General features: G+C 52.9%; 14 protein-coding genes. 3 read left to right on the forward strand and 11 right to left on the reverse strand.

Features of this window, described 5'->3' with window-relative positions:
• The first annotated feature begins 59 nt into the window (after positions 1-59).
• Both M6D89_RS13505 and M6D89_RS13510 read left to right on the forward strand, forming a co-directional pair.
• Entirely contained in the window at positions 60-1,670 is a 1,611-nt protein-coding gene (locus tag M6D89_RS13505; protein ID WP_253968606.1) for an ATP-binding protein, read from the forward strand.
• The gene (locus tag M6D89_RS13510; protein ID WP_253968607.1) at positions 1,667-3,043 is read left to right on the forward strand and encodes a sigma-54-dependent transcriptional regulator; all 1,377 of its coding nucleotides are present in this window, start codon (positions 1,667-1,669) and stop codon (positions 3,041-3,043) included. The genes M6D89_RS13505 and M6D89_RS13510 overlap by 4 nt, the downstream gene beginning before the upstream one ends.
• A 30-nt stretch (positions 3,044-3,073) precedes the next feature.
• Here the strand turns inward: M6D89_RS13510 and M6D89_RS13515 are convergent, their stop codons facing one another.
• From M6D89_RS13515 to M6D89_RS13545, 6 genes are read right to left on the reverse strand one after another with little or no spacing between them, the layout of a single operon-like run.
• A complete protein-coding gene (locus M6D89_RS13515) occupies positions 3,074-3,463 on the reverse strand; it encodes a type IV pilin protein (protein ID WP_272496041.1) in 390 nt (129 codons plus the stop codon).
• Between the two features lie 10 nt (positions 3,464-3,473).
• The gene (locus tag M6D89_RS13525; protein WP_253968608.1) at positions 3,474-7,652 is read right to left on the reverse strand and encodes a pilus assembly protein; all 4,179 of its coding nucleotides are present in this window, start codon (positions 7,650-7,652) and stop codon (positions 3,474-3,476) included.
• A 23-nt stretch (positions 7,653-7,675) separates the two neighbouring features.
• Complete coding sequence (locus M6D89_RS13530) at positions 7,676-8,236, reverse strand: pilus assembly PilX family protein (RefSeq protein WP_253968609.1); 561 nt, start codon at positions 8,234-8,236, stop codon at positions 7,676-7,678.
• Between the two features lie 12 nt (positions 8,237-8,248).
• A complete protein-coding gene (locus M6D89_RS13535) occupies positions 8,249-9,274 on the reverse strand; it encodes a PilW family protein (protein ID WP_253968610.1) in 1,026 nt (341 codons plus the stop codon).
• A 2-nt stretch (positions 9,275-9,276) separates the two neighbouring features.
• On the reverse strand, positions 9,277-9,660 hold the full coding sequence (gene pilV, locus M6D89_RS13540; RefSeq protein ID WP_253968611.1) for a type IV pilus modification protein PilV: 384 nt from the start codon (positions 9,658-9,660) through the stop codon (positions 9,277-9,279).
• A 21-nt stretch (positions 9,661-9,681) separates the two neighbouring features.
• Positions 9,682-10,257, reverse strand: a complete 576-nt coding sequence (locus M6D89_RS13545) for a GspH/FimT family pseudopilin (protein ID WP_253968612.1) — start codon at positions 10,255-10,257, stop codon at positions 9,682-9,684.
• A gap of 168 nt (positions 10,258-10,425) precedes the next feature.
• Between M6D89_RS13545 and M6D89_RS13550 the strand changes: the two genes are divergently transcribed.
• Positions 10,426-10,959, forward strand: a complete 534-nt coding sequence (locus tag M6D89_RS13550) for a GspH/FimT family pseudopilin (RefSeq protein ID WP_253968613.1) — start codon at positions 10,426-10,428, stop codon at positions 10,957-10,959.
• Here the strand turns inward: M6D89_RS13550 and ispH are convergent.
• The 5 genes from ispH to ribF form a co-directional block, all read right to left on the reverse strand.
• On the reverse strand, positions 10,951-11,883 hold the full coding sequence (gene ispH / locus M6D89_RS13555) for a 4-hydroxy-3-methylbut-2-enyl diphosphate reductase (RefSeq protein ID WP_253968614.1): 933 nt from the start codon (positions 11,881-11,883) through the stop codon (positions 10,951-10,953). The two genes, M6D89_RS13550 and ispH, sit on opposite strands and share 9 nt — an antisense overlap.
• 61 nt (positions 11,884-11,944) lie before the next feature.
• On the reverse strand, positions 11,945-12,394 hold the full coding sequence (locus M6D89_RS13560) for an FKBP-type peptidyl-prolyl cis-trans isomerase (RefSeq protein ID WP_253968615.1): 450 nt from the start codon (positions 12,392-12,394) through the stop codon (positions 11,945-11,947).
• Positions 12,387-12,923: a signal peptidase II gene (gene lspA, locus M6D89_RS13565; RefSeq protein WP_253968616.1), complete on the reverse strand. Its 537-nt coding sequence runs from the start codon at positions 12,921-12,923 to the stop codon at positions 12,387-12,389. The genes M6D89_RS13560 and lspA overlap by 8 nt, the downstream gene beginning before the upstream one ends.
• Entirely contained in the window at positions 12,916-15,717 is a 2,802-nt protein-coding gene (ileS, locus tag M6D89_RS13570; protein ID WP_253968617.1) for an isoleucine--tRNA ligase, read from the reverse strand. Before ileS ends, lspA begins: the two co-directional genes overlap by 8 nt.
• Positions 15,718-15,729: 12 nt before the next feature.
• A complete protein-coding gene (gene ribF, locus M6D89_RS13575) occupies positions 15,730-16,671 on the reverse strand; it encodes a bifunctional riboflavin kinase/FAD synthetase (protein WP_253968618.1) in 942 nt (313 codons plus the stop codon).
• Positions 16,672-16,832: the final 161 nt, after the last annotated feature.

Here is a 16,832-nt window from a genome sequence, read left to right on the forward strand (position 1 = left end):
ATGCCTTGTCCCGCAAGGCGCGAGCGAATGCCCATGTTATGCATTAAACCAGGTTACGCATGAAACCCAGGCCGATTACATTAGAACAAGGTTACGACCCCTACCAGCTGTTGCGTGTTTACACCTACTACCGGGTTTTTCTGGGCGCATTATTGCTGCTTATTTTTGAAAGTCATGCGCTGACCAACCTGCTGGGCAGCGAGCACGAAAATGTTTTCTTTTACACCGCTTGGGGTTACACGATCTTAAACACTCTGCAGCTGGTGGGTTTATGGTTCAACCATCAGCCTCCGAGTTTGCAGCAAAAGCTCAGCGCCATACTGCTGGACATTTTCGCCATTACCCTACTGATGTTTGCCAGCGGCGGGGCCACCAGCGGTTTGGGTTACCTAATGATAGTCTCGGTGGCGGCGGCGGGCATGCTACTGCCCACCCAGCTCGCCATCTTTACCGCAGCCCTGGCCACCCTGCTGCTAATCGGGGAGAGTGTGGCACACCACGCAGCGACCGGCATAGACACCAAGTCATTGTTTGTGGCCGGCTCACTGGGGGCGTTAATTTTTATTACCGCCTACACCTTTCAGTACCTGACCAAAAAAATTCAGATTAGCACCGCCGAGCTTAAAGCCCAGACCGAGCATATTGCGCACCTGCAAAAACTGGCGCGCTTGATCGTCGAGCGGATGCGCACCGGTATTATCGTGCTAAATAAAAACGATGATATTGAACTGATCAACGAAGCGGCACAGTCATTTCTAGGCCTGGGCTCCAATCAGGATCTAACGTTAAAGCTGGATCAACTACCGGCCATTCAATCTCAGCTACAGCAGTGGCGCGGCTCGCACGACCCTCATACGGGCAATCAAATTATTCCCCCGTCGGCGGGTAACACCACGGAACTTAAAGTCAGCCTGGCAAACCTAGAACTGGGTAAGGACGAAGACACGCTGGTATTTATTGAAGATAACCGCGCCATTGCGCAGCAGGCCCAACAGTTAAAACTGGCCTCACTCGGTAGACTTACCGCTAGTATTGCCCACGAAATTCGCAATCCGCTTAGTGCCATTTCTCATGCCTCCCAGCTGCTGGGTGAATCTCCCGACATTAATCCTGCCGACAGCCGGCTGCTGGAAATCATCAGCCATCAAACTCAACGGGTTAATCAGATTATCGAGAATATTCTGCACGTCTCGCGCCGCCGCCCAGCCGAACCCGCAACCCTAGAGCTGAACGCATTTATGCGGGAGTTTTTATCCGGCGACTGCGAACAAGCGTCACAGGTATCTTTGCAATCTCAGACGCCCTCGATCTATGCGCGCTTCGACCCCTCCCAACTACAGCAAATACTGTCCAACTTGATCAGCAACGCATTGCGCTATACTGACAACTCAATGCATGAACCTCCTGTGCGCATCGAGCTGGGTATTGAACCCCGACGCGATACCCCGTTTTTAAAAGTTATAGACAATGGCCCCGGCATTGCGCCCGAAAACCAACGCCATATTTTCGAGCCTTTTTTTACCACCGAAAGCCAGGGCTCTGGCCTGGGTTTGTTTATCTGCAAAGAGTTGTGTGAAGCCAACCAAGCGTATATTGATTACCTTTGCGACGAAGAACAACCCAGCTGTTTTACCCTTCAATTTGCCCACCCCGATAAGGTACAAAAATGAGCGAGACTATTACTGCCCTTGTCATTGACGATGAACCCGATATCCGCGAACTGCTGGAAATCACCTTGGGGCGCATGCAGATTGAAACCTTCAGCGTGGAATCCGTCGCACGGGCAAAAAAGCTGCTACAAGAAACAGACTTTTCTATTTGCCTGACGGATATGAAGCTGCCCGATGGTAACGGCTTGGAGATTGTGGAATATATTCAACAGCACCATCCACGCCTACCTGTCGCGGTTATTACCGCCCACGGCAATGTGGACGTGGCGATTGAATCGATGAAGGCAGGTGCGTTTGATTTTATCTCGAAGCCCGTGGACTTAAACACTTTACGTCAGCTGGTCAACAGCGCCATACAAACCACGCAAATTGCGGTAGAAAACGATAATAACGACCCACGCTTAATCGGCGAGTCGGCGGTCATGCAAAAGCTGAGCAACAGCATTCGCAAACTGGCGCGGTCCCAGGCGCCGGTTTACATCAGCGGCGAATCCGGCGCGGGCAAAGAGTTAGTAGCTCGCTCCATCCATCACCTGAGTCCGCGCCTGCATCATCCGTTCATAGCGGTAAACTGCGGTGCCATTCCCCGCGAACTACTTGAGAGCGAGCTTTTCGGCCATGTTAAAGGCAGTTTTACGGGCGCCCATCAGGACAAACCCGGTTTGTTTAAAGCCGCTCAGGGCGGAACCTTATTTTTTGATGAAGTGGCCGACTTGCCATTGGACATGCAGGTAAAGTTGTTACGTGCGATTCAGGAAAAGTCCGTGCGTCCGGTGGGCGCCACTGGCGAGGTCAAAACCGATGTGCGCATTCTGTGCGCGACCCACAAGAACCTGGAGCAAGAGGTCACCGAAGGCCGCTTCCGGCAAGATTTGTTCTACCGCCTAAATGTGATTCAACTAAATGTACCCGCCCTTCGCCACCGCCGTGAAGATATTCCGCCACTGGCCAACCAGCTACTGCAAAAGATCGCGTCTTCCGCCGGAATGCCTACCCCAACACTTTCGCCTAAAGCGCTAGACACTCTAACCGCCTACTCATTCCCCGGTAATGTCCGCGAGCTGGAAAACATTCTGGAGCGCGCCTTCACCCTGTGCGAATCAGACTCCATTGGTACCGATGATCTGCACCTGCCCGAGTCAGCCCCTTCACCCGCAGCGCAACACGGCAATAATGGTGGCGCACCCGACTATTACCAGCGCTGCTTAGAACACAGCTCGCTGGATGATTATCTGGAAGAGATAGAACGGGAAATTCTGTGCAACACTCTGGAATCTTGCCGATTCAACAAAACTCAGACGGCTAAAAAGCTGGGCATTACGTTTCGTTCACTGCGCTATCGGCTGCAAAAATTGGGATTGGATAAAGAATAAGACCCGCAAAGGCGGGCCTGAAATCATAATTTACCAGCAATCGCCACTAGTGGGTGTTCGCTTGCCGACATGGTCAAGGGTTAAAGAAGTACAGCCCGAGTCGCCAGTTTGCGGAGCTTTTTTCGCCTTCGCCGTCGCGGTAAAGCCTACACCTCCGCCAGAAGTTACCACTTCAACTTCATAAAAACCCTCCGGCGAATCGTAGGTACCCAAAGCACTGCAACCGGTAAAGGTACCGGCCGAGCTGCGGCAACGCTCCATCTGCTGCGCCGCATCACTGAGCGCCGCTTGCGCATCGGTACGATTGCCCCGCCGCACATGATCCAGGTACGACGGATAGGCAATAGAGCCCAAAATTCCGATGATGATCACCACAATCATCAACTCGATTAACGAAAACCCATGTTGTTTGTTATTCATAGTAATTTCCTTATTGCATCTGGCGCCAGGATTGACGGCCCATAGCTCCTGCAGGCGGAGGAGCAGGAATCGGAGCAAGAGTACCGTCACTGTCTTGTTTTATAAACGTACCGCCATCTCCGCCAATATGAATATATTCCGATAGACTGGATAACGAATCACTCTCCATACCCTGATTATCCAGCATAGGTTCGTTGCCTCGGTAAAAAGTACCGATAGCCGTTAAATCCATAATCCAACTTTTACCGCCATAATCACAAGCATTTTCGGTAGGAACAATCGTAGGAAAGATTAATCTATCAAAGATTAAATTGGACTTGTCGGTCACCCGCTCTCCCGCAATGGGAAAATTAATATACCAACCGTGGGTGTCCTCATCAGCCCAATTGAAATCGTTCGCCCCACCGTCAACGTTAAAGCCGCTTACGTTATCGCCAGCCTGAGCCTCTTTTACAATACGAATACCGTTAGAACCGCTCACACTATTTTGAACCAAATCGTCAGGCTCTACTGTTTCTCCGGTATCTGCTACAGCGTAAAAACTATTGGTATTAGAGGTGGATATATCACTATCGGTAAGATAGCGTCCAGTACCAAAATAGACCATGGTAGTGGCAATACTATCAATACGTTTCTCTGGATTTAGCCCCACTGTTGGTGGCGCGGTAATGGGCTGCCCCCCTGTATCAAATAATTTACTAATAGCTTTATTGGTGTTTTTCGCACCTACTTGGCTCATATCAAAGCGCCACATGTTACCCAGCAGATCACCTGCGTAGGCCTTGTCAACAGTACCATCACCGTTCATCGAAAACTCGGGCTCAGCTAGGCCGTTATCGCCGCTGGCACCGGTATCAAACACCGTTACATCTCCCAACGAGCCATTGTTAAGCTCTACGGCAATCAGCTTGGCGCTGTGTACACCCGACGTATGGTAGCCATTACCAAATACAATGGCCCAATCAGAACCACCCGGTAAAGGCACAATAGCTGCTTTACCTAATACATGGCCGATATCCGACGTATCTAAGCTGCCTACATAACTTGGGTTAGCAGGATCAGTGACATCAAGCACATATATCCCCTCGGCACCTTCCCCATAAGCTGCCACCAAATAAGTGCGCCAGCTATTACCGAGGTAGACATCGCCCACCGTAACTTGTCCATTAGCAGTATAGATATGCGAGCTTCCATACTTTCCATAATCCGGGCGAGTAATTTCAGCTAATTTATCGTATACACCGGGCGGCACAAAAGCAAAAACCTCAGCCCCGGTATTCGCGTTAAACGCGTGCAGCTTACCGTCGTTGGCCTGTACGTAAACAATGGGCGTTTTTTCTTTTTTGGCCTTCACATAAGTGCCATAACTACTGCCACCATGGTTACTTAATTTGCCATAGCGATAATCTTTATCGCCAAAAAACACCGGGTCTGAATCGACGATATCTCCAATAACAGAAACGTCACCAACAGCGGAGAACTCGTCGTCATCCTCTCCCGCTTTACGCTGACGAAGCGCCGCGTTAGGAGGGTTTTCGCCGCGCAACCAATCAACACGTAAAGCCCCTACCGTACTATCATCTCCATCTTTAAGTGCTTCCTTTTGCTGGCTGTTTAAGTTGGACCAAGTAAAATCCACCAATGTAGAGCCGTTGTAAGTCAAAATTTCTCTTTTATCAGGCTCTGGCAACATCTTTGATGCCTCCCAAGCCACACCGCCGATATCTCCATCTTCAGTCAATGACGTTGCCCTTACATCGCCCCACCAACCGTTAGAGTTAAACAACGACTGAAAAACCATACTATTGTTTTGCAATCGAGTAGAGTTTGTAGAAATAGAAGCGCGAGCGCCCGCCATATCTGCCAAACCGCCAAAGATTCGGGTTAATGCCGATTCCAGCTCTTGAGGACGAACAGCCATGTAATAATTGCTAGGCTCTTCATCGGCGGCAGGTTTTTGTGTTTGAGAGTCGTTAGGATCATAGTCGAACCCACCCCATTTGGCAGCGTAATACAAAGGCTGCTCTAACACTTTTGCCGCTCCCGAGCTGGAACCAATAGAGAACGGCTCTGTGTGCGCATTATCACTTCTCACGCAATTCTCACAGCCTTCACCGGTATAACCGTTAATACCCGAGTATACGTGAAAACCCTCTCTTTCAGTCCCGGATATAACATAACCGAACCCCATATCGTCACCTGTAGACTGCCCCTGGACATCCGTAGTGACCTTAAGAGTATCACCATCGACCTCAAAGCCTATATAACCCCATAAGTCTTGGTCAAAGTCACCACCTTGTTCAGAATCCTCCCAGTTCACCAAGTACTTACCCGTAGTACCTGTATATTCAATCACCTTAAAATCCACCAGGGCACAGTTCGAGTATGTAAATTGAGCATCCCATTCCTGTGTACCATTTTTACGATAATCTCGACATGCGGGCAAAATGGTCACGTCACCTTTAGCGGTGCTAATATTGATTTCGGGGACAGGTGGAGCAAGTGCTACCCCATAGGTGATTACTCTCTCCCGGTCATCGGCAATCCCTTCTGTAAGCGCATGATAAGCCAGCCCCGCCATATAATAACTACCCTCCAAACGTGGAGCATCGGGACAGGTTCCTCGTACTGCCGATAACTTTGCAATCGACTTTGGCGTACACAGCTGGTTGTTATCCGACCCGCTCTCACCTACAAAATAGTTACCGGCTCCAACTTCCACCGCCCCTACTGTATCAGTTACGGTATCGACACTAGTCAAACCAATACTGCTAGTGTTGGTGATATCATCGCCATCGTAAGAACTCGTCGAGGCATTAAACTGCAATACCGCCAAAGGTGCACAGGAGTTTGCATCCGCAACTGGGTCATTCCAGTCGTCCTCAGCTAGCGCAGAATGAAAATCCGTATCATTCGCACTAAACAACGCTGAGTTATTATTGCCCGCCAAGTACCTTAAAGACTCATAATATAGTTCTGATTGGGGGTTACCCCAGTTCACACACTGGCCATTGTTGAACCTATCGTTACGTTGATAATTCCAGGAAGCGCCGCAGTTATTGTAAATGCCAGTGTTGCCCCCGCTGTTACGATTATTTGGATACTCATATATCCGTAAAGCATCGATAGAGGAAATAATGCCGGGAATAACCCTCGTGTGCTTACCGTTATCGGTATTGATTTCATTAGTAAAACTAACTGCTTGCTTGCGCAGCACCCCCCCTGATTTGTTCTTTTTATAGGACCCAGTCATCAAACCAAAGTGAATAGAATCGTCTTCTCCGTAAGCATTTAGCACCCCGGTCGGTTTAACACTTGAACCATAGGCTTGACACCGTTCCAAATTATTTTCATCTACCTCGCCGGCGCACACTTCTACTCGGACATTGTAATCAGCAGAACTTGCAGGGCTGTCTGACTTAGCTTTTATCAGTGCACCTTTTGCATCCGGGTCATTGCCATTGGTTCCCCAGGTATCATTCCAACCCAGTTCTGGTATATCGCCGCTGAGAATACACTGCAAACGTTCACCTGCGGCCCATAGGGAATAGTTACCGCTTACGACACGCATTTTTGGTGCGCCATTATCACTTAAACTGACGTTACAAATGGTCACCTCATCCATATTAAGTGGAATGTAGCTACCTAAATCGTCGCCGTCATAAAATTTGGCAAAAGCATGAGCATCCGGAGGAATATAAGCACGCTCCAGCACTGTTCGGCCTGCTTCATCCACAAAACGCTTACCCCCATAAAGTAATTTGCGCACAGCATCAATTCGAGTCATCGTAGCCCAGTTGAGAAAGTTACCACTCCACTGACCGCTACATTGATGGTTGCTTGCTTTGCTCGAACGACGAAATTCACCACTGGTATAGTTGTAGCAATAATCGCTATTAAAATAGCCATAGTAGGTGAAACTATTTTTATAAGTTGTTTCAGGAGCATCATCGCCGCCCGGAAGATCGCCATCCAAATCGGAATAATCATCATAAAGTTCAAAGTACAACTGATGATCATTAGAGAGATTCAGCATCATGATTGGGGTAACAGGCTTTTTCATAAACAATGGCGACTGCGCCAAGTTAACCGCCGTAACACTGTGGCTGGTTGCCAGCGCCAACAGCCCCACCGAGGCCGCAACGCCTGCTTTTTTTAACCCTACAATTTTTTCAATAAAACGATTCATGGTATCTCCCCCTTCCCGAGGAATTAGCGATAAGTGGTTTGTAAAACCACCACCGTGTTTTCGTTAGCGCCTTCGCCGCGTGCGGTAACGCGGAACATCACCCTGGACTCTTGCTCCTGCACCGACATAAAACCGGCGGCACTGCCGTCCATGCCAGGCTCCAGGTAGTCCAGCTTTTCTACCGCGTATTTAGGCTGTTCATTCACATTTTCGAGCGTGCCGCCATAGGTGGCAGCTTCAGTATCCCAATCGAACGGGGTAAAGGCACCGCCTGCGTCTTTACCTAACCAGTAATAGCGGCTGGGGGTATCAACCCCTTCGTAAAAGCCTGTTGTATTATTAGCAATCTCATCGTCAATAGAGGTGTGGCCATCCGCCAAGTTAGACTCACCGTCTCGCAGGGCGGCCTCGGCGGCTTCAAAGGCCACATGGCGGTCGCGGGCGTTACCGGCCATCATTTCTTGCATATTACTGCCGCGAATGGCCGCCAAACCGATAATGGTTAACAGCAGCACCATAATTAAACCGACAATTAAGGTAACGCCGGACTGCTTATTAAAAGACATCATTGCTTTTTGTTTCATACGGCAAACCTATTAATTTAAGCGCGAGCGAATGCCCACGGTACTGGTAAATACCTGGCGAATACGATTGTCGGCCGAGGTAACGGTTTTACCTGCAAACTCATATTGGCGGGGGTCGGGGCTGACATTGTCTTCACTACTGCCCACCAGTAGTTCTACCTTAACGGCGGCAACGTCTGCCCAGCTGGCCACTGTAGCCACTTGTTCTAAGGCAACAAAATTGTCTACCCGGCCATCAAAATTGGTGTCAACCCCAAACTCCAGGTGCATATTTTCGACGTTTTTTAAAAGCTCTACCGAGGGATTAAAGCCCTCTTTCATAAAGAGCCCGGGACGGACGTTATCGTCGGATGGGTCAGCATCGGCTACGTAGTACATGCGGGTGCGAATTTTGATAATTTCCGAGCCTTTGTCGAAGGTGTCATCGGCGTTATTACCACCCCACGAGGCAGGCGGTTTGTTACCCGGCGTACCACTGGCGGCATGCACTACAAGCACACCGTGGCTGTTGGTTTTTAAGTTAGTCGCCTGAAATACGCGCGCTTTCGAGCAATCGGTAATAATCAAAATGTCGTCGGGACACAACCCGCTAAAGCAGCCGTTGCCTGTCGCACCGGTATTAATCGCCACCAGATTGCCGCTGTTGTTATTCTTTGCGATTCCGACACCACCTCCGGCCGCCGAGCGCAAGGTAAGCACAGGGCTTATAGGTGTGTGCTCTAAACTCACCGGCGCAGCACTAGAGGCCTCTATTCCAACCTCAAAATCTATCTCATAGTCATCGGGGTCGTTAAGGGTACTGGTGTAGTTAATCCCCGTACGGCTTAAACACCCCATGTAGCCCGCCTCGCGAATATCCCGGGCGAGAAATTCCATACCCAGGCGGCCGGTCTCCTGCACCCGGGACACACCCTTTTGGGTGCTGAATACGGTTTTACTGGATAGGAATGTTTGCACCACACCGGTCATTAAAACAATGCCCAGGGTGATAGCGATCATCAGTTCTACGAGCGACAGGCCCTGTTGGTTATGCTTCATGCTTACACCCGCGTCTGGTAGCTAAAGGTAGATTTTTCATTGGTGCCCTCACCTTTATCCAGAGTGGGCTCGGTCCAGGTAATAGAAACCGTGCACACCCGCCCGTCGCAGGAAACGTCGGCCTTACCTTCGGGTAAATCGGCTACCAATGCCTTGCGGTCAGCCTCGGATGGGGTGGTAGGCGCGCCCGACATAGAGCTGCTGATGCGCACCTGCTCCATTAGGTCATAGGCGATAATATTGGCCTGCGATCGCAAGTAGGCGCTACTGTTATACTGCAGTGAACGGGTTTGCAGTGCGGCCAGTGCTAACAGGGCCGTTGCCAGTAACACCACAGTGACCAGCACCTCGATTAACCCCATACCTTTTTGAAATGTGTGCTTCATCGTCTATTTCATCCCTTTGCGTTACGACGAGGTGCAAGCCGTTTGCTTGCTTTCTACCATGCCGGATAAACCCACGGTAATTTCGGTTGCACCCTTTCCGGTACAGCCCGTGACATAAGCTGTAATCGTTGCGGGCAAGGTGCCGACATCGGCCAGGGTGCCCAGCCCCTGATAACGCAGCAAACTGGGCCCCGTTACACTGGCGCCATCGCTACCCCACTCCAGAAAGCGCAGGACATCGGTACCGGCGTTATTAATCGTCACTGAGCTGGCGGTAGGACTGCTGGCGCTATCGACGACTACAATAACGCCATCCGACCAGTTGCCGTCGCAGGCCGTGCCCGACTTAGAGGCGCAGACAGAGACAAACTCGCCGCGCTTGACTGCCTCGGAGCGCGCTACCTGAACCGCATTGCGAAGGTCCTCCCCGAGCGACTGGGATTGATGATTGACAATCAAGTCGCGAAAATTAGGCGCCGCAATTGCGCCGAGGATAACCAGTACGACCGTCACGATTATTAGCTCAATCAGGGTAAAGCCGCTTTGCATCTGACGGCCTGCCGCAGGCGAGTATCTCGGTTGTTTTTTGTTCTTCATGAATATGCTGTCGTCCTTACCGAGGCGGTCATTATTTGACCACCCATTTAGTGTCAACTACCCTCATTGAAGATTAACACAACACCGTCAAACGCCCAGCTATCGCTGATGTGCGGTCAACAGGGAAGAGCGAGTGGCATAACCACCCCAAAGCAGAGGAAGCGAACAATGAAACCTTACCAGGGCTTCACCCTGATTGAGCTGATAGTCACGTTAGTGGTACTCATTATTGTTACCACAGTTGCGATTAGCTCGTTCCAGACGTTAATTCTGTCGCTCAAGGTAAAGTCCAGCACCGAAGAGCTCATACTTGCCGCACATACTGCGCGCAGCCACGCGGTGAAAGAAAACCGGCGCATTACCCTGGCCCATACAGGCCAGTGGAATGATGGCTGGATTATATTTGTTGACGCCGACCATGATGGCGAACGGGACGGCGGCGAGCGGCTGCTGCGTCGTCACGGACCATTGAGTGACTCGGTTCATGTGGACGCCAATAGCCCGGTATCGTCTTATATTTCTTATACCGGCAATGGCACCAGCCAGTGGGCGACTGGTTCGGAGCACAGCGCTTTTCAAGCCGGCACGCTTACGGTTTGCGCTACCGAGGACTACCCCAAAGGCTATGCGCTGGTACTGTCTAAGGGAGGGCGTATTCGTCGCGAAGTCGCCCCCGAGGCTGATTGTCCTCGCTCAACGTAACTCTTTCGGCAGCGAAAAACGAATATTCTCGGGGATACCTTCCACCTCTTGCGAACTTACTGCACCTTTACTTTTTAGGTGCGCGATCACCTGCTCCACCAAGGCCTCGGGCGCCGATGCCCCGGCGGTGATGCCCACTTGATACTTATCAGCCAGCCAGGCGTCCGCAATTTGTTCGGGGCCATCCACCAGATAGGCCTCAGCGCCGCAGCGCTCAGCCAGTTCGCGCAGGCGATTGGAGTTGGAGCTGTTGGGCGAGCCCACTACCAGCACCAGGTCGCTTTCCAGGGCCAGCTGGCGCACGGCGTCCTGGCGGTTGGTGGTGGCGTAGCAGATATCGTCTTTGCGCGGGCCTTCAATGTGGGGAAACTTGGCCCGCAGCGCTTCGATAATTTTGGCGGTGTCGTCCATGGACAAAGTAGTCTGGGTGACATAGGCCAGCTGGGTGGGGTCTTTTACCTCCAGCGCGGCGACGTCGTCTTCGTCTTCTACCAGGTAGATGCAGCCACCATTGCTGTCGTCATACTGGCCCATGGTGCCTTCCACCTCGGGGTGGCCTTCGTGGCCAATTAAGATGCACTCGCGCCCCTCGCGGGAGTAGCGGGTGACTTCCATATGCACTTTGGTCACCAGCGGACAGGTGGCATCGAACACTTGCAGCTTACGGGCCTCGGCCTCGTTGCGCACAGCCTGGGATACACCGTGGGCACTGAAAATCACAATCACATCGTCGGGCACCTCAGACAGCTCTTCCACAAACACCGCGCCGCGCTCGCGCAGGCCGTCTACCACATAGCGGTTGTGCACCACCTCGTGGCGCACATAAATCGGCGAGCCGAACACATCCAGCGCCCGGTTGACGATATCGATGGCTCTGTCCACCCCGGCGCAAAAGCCGCGGGGGTTAGCGAGTTTGATTTGCATATTTAAACCCTTCGGGTTTTGCAACACCGCGTCGGACGTCTGACGCCCGACGTCGGACGAATTAATGTACCTGCGCCGGTTCGATTTCCAGTACCGCCACTTTAAAGACGATATCGCGCCCGGCCAGGGGGTGGTTAAAATCGACGGTGACTTCGTCATCGTTAAAGTCTACGACAACACCGGGCAGCTCGGCGTTCTGGGCGTCGGCAAACGAAAGCATCAGACCTTCGCTTAGCTCCAGCCCGGGCTCGAACTCCGAGCGGCTGATAATTTGTAAGTTGTTGGGGTTGTGCGCGCCAAAGCCGTCCTCGGGCGGAATCACGAACTCTTCGCGCGCGCCTTCACACAGGCCGTAAAGTGCCTTCTCAAACCCTTTCAACATTTGCCCGTCGCCCACGGTAAAAGTGGCGGGCGAGCCTTCAAAGTTCGAGTCCACCATTTCGCCGTCGGGCAGTGACAGCGAGAAATGCAGGGTAACTTTGGTTCCCGGCCCTATCGCTAACTCACGCATTGTTTTGCTCCCCGGATTTTGTCGCACTGTCATCCTGAAAAAAGAGCATATACACAATCATTAAAAACGCCCCAAAACAAATAGCGGAGTCCGCGAGGTTAAACGCGGGAAAGTAACTGTTTTTGTAGTGGACGGAAATAAAATCCACCACATAACCAAAACGCAAGCGGTCGATTAGGTTACCCACGGCGCCGCCCAGCACAAAGCCTAAAGCGGCGGCCTCAAGCCAGCGTTCGCGGGCAATACGTAGCAGCCAAATCGTAATGGCTATGCTCATAAACAGCGCAATGCCGGTAAAAAACCAGCGCTGCCAGCCGCCGGCATCGCTTAAAAAGCTAAAGGCGGCGCCGTGGTTATGCAGCAGGGTTAAGTCAAAAAACCAGGTGACTTCGACCGGACGACCATAGGTTAAACCAGCCGTAGCCGCGGCTTTCGACCATTGATCTAACACAATCACCACCGCTGCCAGTAAAAACCAACCCCAGGGGTGTGCGAATCGTTTAAGCCCTGTGCTTTGTGTATTAGGCATAGTGTCGCTCTTCACCCGCGCCGTCGATATTGTCTACACAGCGCTGGCATATATCGGGGTGCGATGCCACAGCACCAACATCGGCGCGGTGGTGCCAGCAGCGCTCGCATTTGGGCTGTTCAGATTTGCTTACCCCCACTTTTAACCCTTCAACATCCGTGGCCACGGCATCTGCCGGGGCGTCATCCAATGCGGCCAAAGACGCGGTGGAGCTGATCAAAATAAAGCGCAGCTCGTCGGCGACTTTTTCCAGCGCCGCTTTTAACTCGGCGTCGCAGTACAGGGTCAGCTCAGCGGTCAACGAACCGCCAATGGCGCCTTCGCCACGCTTGGCTTCCATCACCCGGTTAACGGCGGTTTTGACCTCGGCAATTTGCTCCCAAAAGGCATCGCCCAGCTCGTCGTCGGCGCCACCGGGCAGCTCGTACCACTCGGCGGTAAAGACAAAGCCCGTGCGCTCGCCGGGAATTTGCTGCCACATTTCATCGGCGGTAAAACTCAAAATCGGCGCAATCCAGCGCACAAAAGCCTCGCTTAAATGATAGAGCGCGGTCTGCGCCGAGCGGCGCGGCAGAGAGTCGGCCTTGGTGGTGTACTGGCGATCTTTGATGATATCCAGATAGAAACCGCCCAGCTCCACCACACAGAAGTTATGCAGCTTTTGGTAAATCTGGTGCAAGCTAAAGCTATCGTAAGCGCTGATCAGCTCTTGCTGCAGGGCCGCCGCGCGGCGCACAATCCAGCGGTCCAGGGCGATCATTTTATCCGCCTCGACCAAATCCGTTGCCGGGTCAAAACCGTTGAGGTTAGCCAGCATAAAGCGCGCGGTATTGCGCATGCGACGGTAGGAATCGGCGGTGCGTTTTAAAATTTCGTCGGACACGCTCATTTCCGAGCTGAAATCGGTCGCCGCCACCCACAGGCGCAGCACATCGGCGCCCAAATCGTTCATCACTTTTTGCGGCGAGACGGTGTTGCCGATGGATTTGGACATCTTGCGGCCGTCGGCGTCCACGGTAAAACCGTGAGTCAGCACGGTTTTGTATGGCGCGGTGCCGTTAATGGCCATGGCAGTTTTGAGCGACGACTGAAACCAGCCACGGTGCTGATCCGAGCCCTCAAGATACAGATCCGCCGGATAGCTGAGTCCTTCGCGCTGGCGCAGCACCGCGTGGTGGGTCACGCCCGAGTCAAACCAAACATCCAGGGTGTCGGTGACTTTTTCATAGTCGTCGGCATCGCTGCCCAAAAGCGGCGCGGCGTCCAACTCGTACCAGGCGTCCATACCGTCTTTTTCTACCGCTTGGGCCACCTGCTCAATTAGCTCGGCAGTTCGCGGGTGCAGCTCGCCGCTTTGCTTGTGCACAAACAAAGCGATGGGCACACCCCAGGTACGCTGACGGGAGATACACCAGTCGGGGCTGGATTCCAGCATGGAGTCGATGCGCGCGCGGCCCCAGTTGGGCACCCACTGTACATTCTCCACCGACTTGGCCACTTCGCCGCGCAGATCGTTCTTGCTCATGCTGACAAACCACTGGGGTGTAGCACGGAAAATCAACGGGGTTTTGGTACGCCAGCAGTGAGGGAAGCTGTGAGTCAGTTTGCCTGCATTAAACAGCGCGCCTTTTTCGGTTAACAGATCGATGACTTTTTCATCCACCTTGTACACATGCTCGCCGGCAAACACCTCGACAAAATCCCGGTACACGCCATTGTCGTCAATGTAGTTCAGCGTGCCTATGCCGTAATTTTTACCCACCGCAAAGTCATCCGCGCCGTGATCAGGCGCCGTGTGTACACAGCCGGTACCGGCATCCAAGGTGACGTGATCGCCCAAAATAACGGGTACGCGACGGTCGTAGAACGGGTGCTGCAGCACCAGGTGCTCAAGCTTGGCACCGGTAGTGCGGCCGACAATGTTGTAGTCTTCGATGCCCGCGCGGTTCATCACCGACTCCAGCAGGCCTTCGGCCACCACCAGACGCTTATCGCCCACTTGCACCGCCACATAATCCAGCTCGGCATTTAAGCTAACCGCCTGGTTGGCGGGCAGAGTCCAGGGCGTGGTGGTCCAGATAACCACTTCCAAGTCGCCCTCTCCGGCCAACTCAGCAAACGCGGCACTGGCGGCGCCCTGGTCCACAAAGGCAAATTTTACGTCGATACTGAACGAGGTTTTGTCCTGATACTCCACCTCGGCCTCGGCCAGTGCCGAGCCGCCCACCACTGACCAGTACACGGGTTTAAAGCCGCGCTGCAAGTGGCCGTTTTCAACGATCTTGCCCAGGGCGCGAATAATATCCGCCTCGAACTTGTAATCCATGGTGAGGTAGGGGTTATCCCACTCGCCCAGCACCCCCAGGCGAATAAAATCTTTCTTTTGTCCCTCTACCTGGCGCGCGGCATAGGCGCGACATTTTTCGCGGAACGCTTTAACGTCCAGCTTAACCCCGGCCTTGCCGTGTTTTTTCTCGACATTGTGCTCAATAGGCAGACCGTGACAGTCCCAGCCGGGCACATAGGGGGCGTCAAATCCGCTCAGGGTTTTGCTCTTAACAATAATGTCTTTAAGAATCTTGTTGACCGCGTGACCAATGTGAATATCGCCATTCGCATAGGGAGGGCCATCGTGCAAAATGTACGACTTGCGCCCTTTGCGGGATTCGCGAATCGCCTGGTACAGGCCCGCTTTATCCCAGGCTTTAAGCATCTGGGGCTCGCGCTGCGCCAAGTTTGCCTTCATGGCAAAGGGCGTGTGGGGCAAATTCAAAGTTGCTTTGTAGTCACTCATGGTCGTTGTCTGTTACCCGATCTGTGTTAAGGCCGCGAAAAAGCCGCGCCCCCGGCGAATATCCTGTTGCAATTGTGCTTTTAAGGCATCTACCGATGCAAACTTTTGCTCGTATCTGAGCTTGGCGTGAAACTGGATTGCCAGAGCCTCACCGTAAATATTGCGGTCAAAATCAAACAAGTGAACTTCCAGCAGCGGCTCAATATCACCCGCCACTGTAGGTTTTACGCCCACATTGGCGACCCCGTGAAAAGTATCACCTTTTAATTGCGCGCTAATCACAAACACCCCCGATAATGGCGAGCGAAAGCGCTTTAAGCGCAAATTGGCTGTGGGCACCCCAATCTGGCGCCCCAGCTTTTTGCCATGGCCAACGCGCCCGGTAATGGTAAATGGCCTGCCCAAGTAGGCCTCGGCGCGGGCAAAATCCCCCGCCGCCAACAGCTCGCGAATCCGGGTGCTGCTGATGCGCTCATCCTCGATGGTGAGGGTGCAGGTATCGGTGACCGAAAAGCCCTGTTGCTCACCCACCTGCTCCAGCAAGGTGTAATCACCGCGCCGGTCGCAACCAAAACGAAAATCATCGCCCACCACTAGGTGCTTAATGTCCAGGCCGTTCAACAACACCACATCGATAAACTCGGCGGCGCTTAAACTCCGCAAGGCCTCGTTAAACTGCAGGCAAAGCACCCGCTCTACCCCGGCCTGCTGCAGCGCGATCAGCTTTTCGCGCAGGCGCATCAACCGGGCGGGCGCTTTTTCGCGGGCGAAATACTCGTGGGGCTGCGGCTCGAACAGAATCACCACCGAGGGCAACTGAAACTGCCGCGCCGCCTCAGCCAGCTGGCGCAATATCGCCTGATGCCCCAGGTGAACCCCATCAAAGGTGCCAATAGTGGCCACAGAACCGCGATGTTCCGCGCGCAGATTGTGTAAACCGCGAATGAGATGCACTTAAACCAGAGCCTGCCGAGGGTCGAAAACTAAACGCGCGAGTATACCGCAGGTGTGGGGGGCGGGGGTACCTTTGGATGAAGAACGCTGGACGCTGGACGCTGGACGCTGGACGCTGGACGCTGGACGCTGGACGCTGGACGCTGGACGCTGGACGCTGG

This window comes from Gilvimarinus xylanilyticus, from assembly GCF_024195295.1.
Classification (GTDB): domain Bacteria; phylum Pseudomonadota; class Gammaproteobacteria; order Pseudomonadales; family Cellvibrionaceae; genus Gilvimarinus; species Gilvimarinus xylanilyticus.

Excerpts from the sequence above, each read along its gene's own strand:
- ileS (WP_253968617.1), bottom strand. The coding sequence starts at position 15,717 with ATGAGTGACTACAAAGCAACTTTGAATTTGCCCCACACGCCCTTTGCC.
- M6D89_RS13550 (WP_253968613.1), top strand. The coding sequence starts at position 10,426 with ATGAAACCTTACCAGGGCTTCACCCTGATTGAGCTGATAGTCACGTTA.
- M6D89_RS13530 (WP_253968609.1), bottom strand. The coding sequence starts at position 8,236 with ATGAAACAAAAAGCAATGATGTCTTTTAATAAGCAGTCCGGCGTTACC.
- M6D89_RS13525 (WP_253968608.1), bottom strand. The coding sequence starts at position 7,652 with ATGAATCGTTTTATTGAAAAAATTGTAGGGTTAAAAAAAGCAGGCGTT.
- M6D89_RS13560 (WP_253968615.1), bottom strand. The coding sequence starts at position 12,394 with ATGCGTGAGTTAGCGATAGGGCCGGGAACCAAAGTTACCCTGCATTTC.
- ispH (WP_253968614.1), bottom strand. The coding sequence starts at position 11,883 with ATGCAAATCAAACTCGCTAACCCCCGCGGCTTTTGCGCCGGGGTGGAC.
- M6D89_RS13505 (WP_253968606.1), top strand. The coding sequence starts at position 60 with ATGAAACCCAGGCCGATTACATTAGAACAAGGTTACGACCCCTACCAG.
- pilV (WP_253968611.1), bottom strand. The coding sequence starts at position 9,660 with ATGAAGCACACATTTCAAAAAGGTATGGGGTTAATCGAGGTGCTGGTC.
- M6D89_RS13510 (WP_253968607.1), top strand. The coding sequence starts at position 1,667 with ATGAGCGAGACTATTACTGCCCTTGTCATTGACGATGAACCCGATATC.
- M6D89_RS13535 (WP_253968610.1), bottom strand. The coding sequence starts at position 9,274 with ATGAAGCATAACCAACAGGGCCTGTCGCTCGTAGAACTGATGATCGCT.
- M6D89_RS13545 (WP_253968612.1), bottom strand. The coding sequence starts at position 10,257 with ATGAAGAACAAAAAACAACCGAGATACTCGCCTGCGGCAGGCCGTCAG.
- lspA (WP_253968616.1), bottom strand. The coding sequence starts at position 12,923 with ATGCCTAATACACAAAGCACAGGGCTTAAACGATTCGCACACCCCTGG.
- M6D89_RS13515 (WP_272496041.1), bottom strand. The coding sequence starts at position 3,463 with ATGAATAACAAACAACATGGGTTTTCGTTAATCGAGTTGATGATTGTG.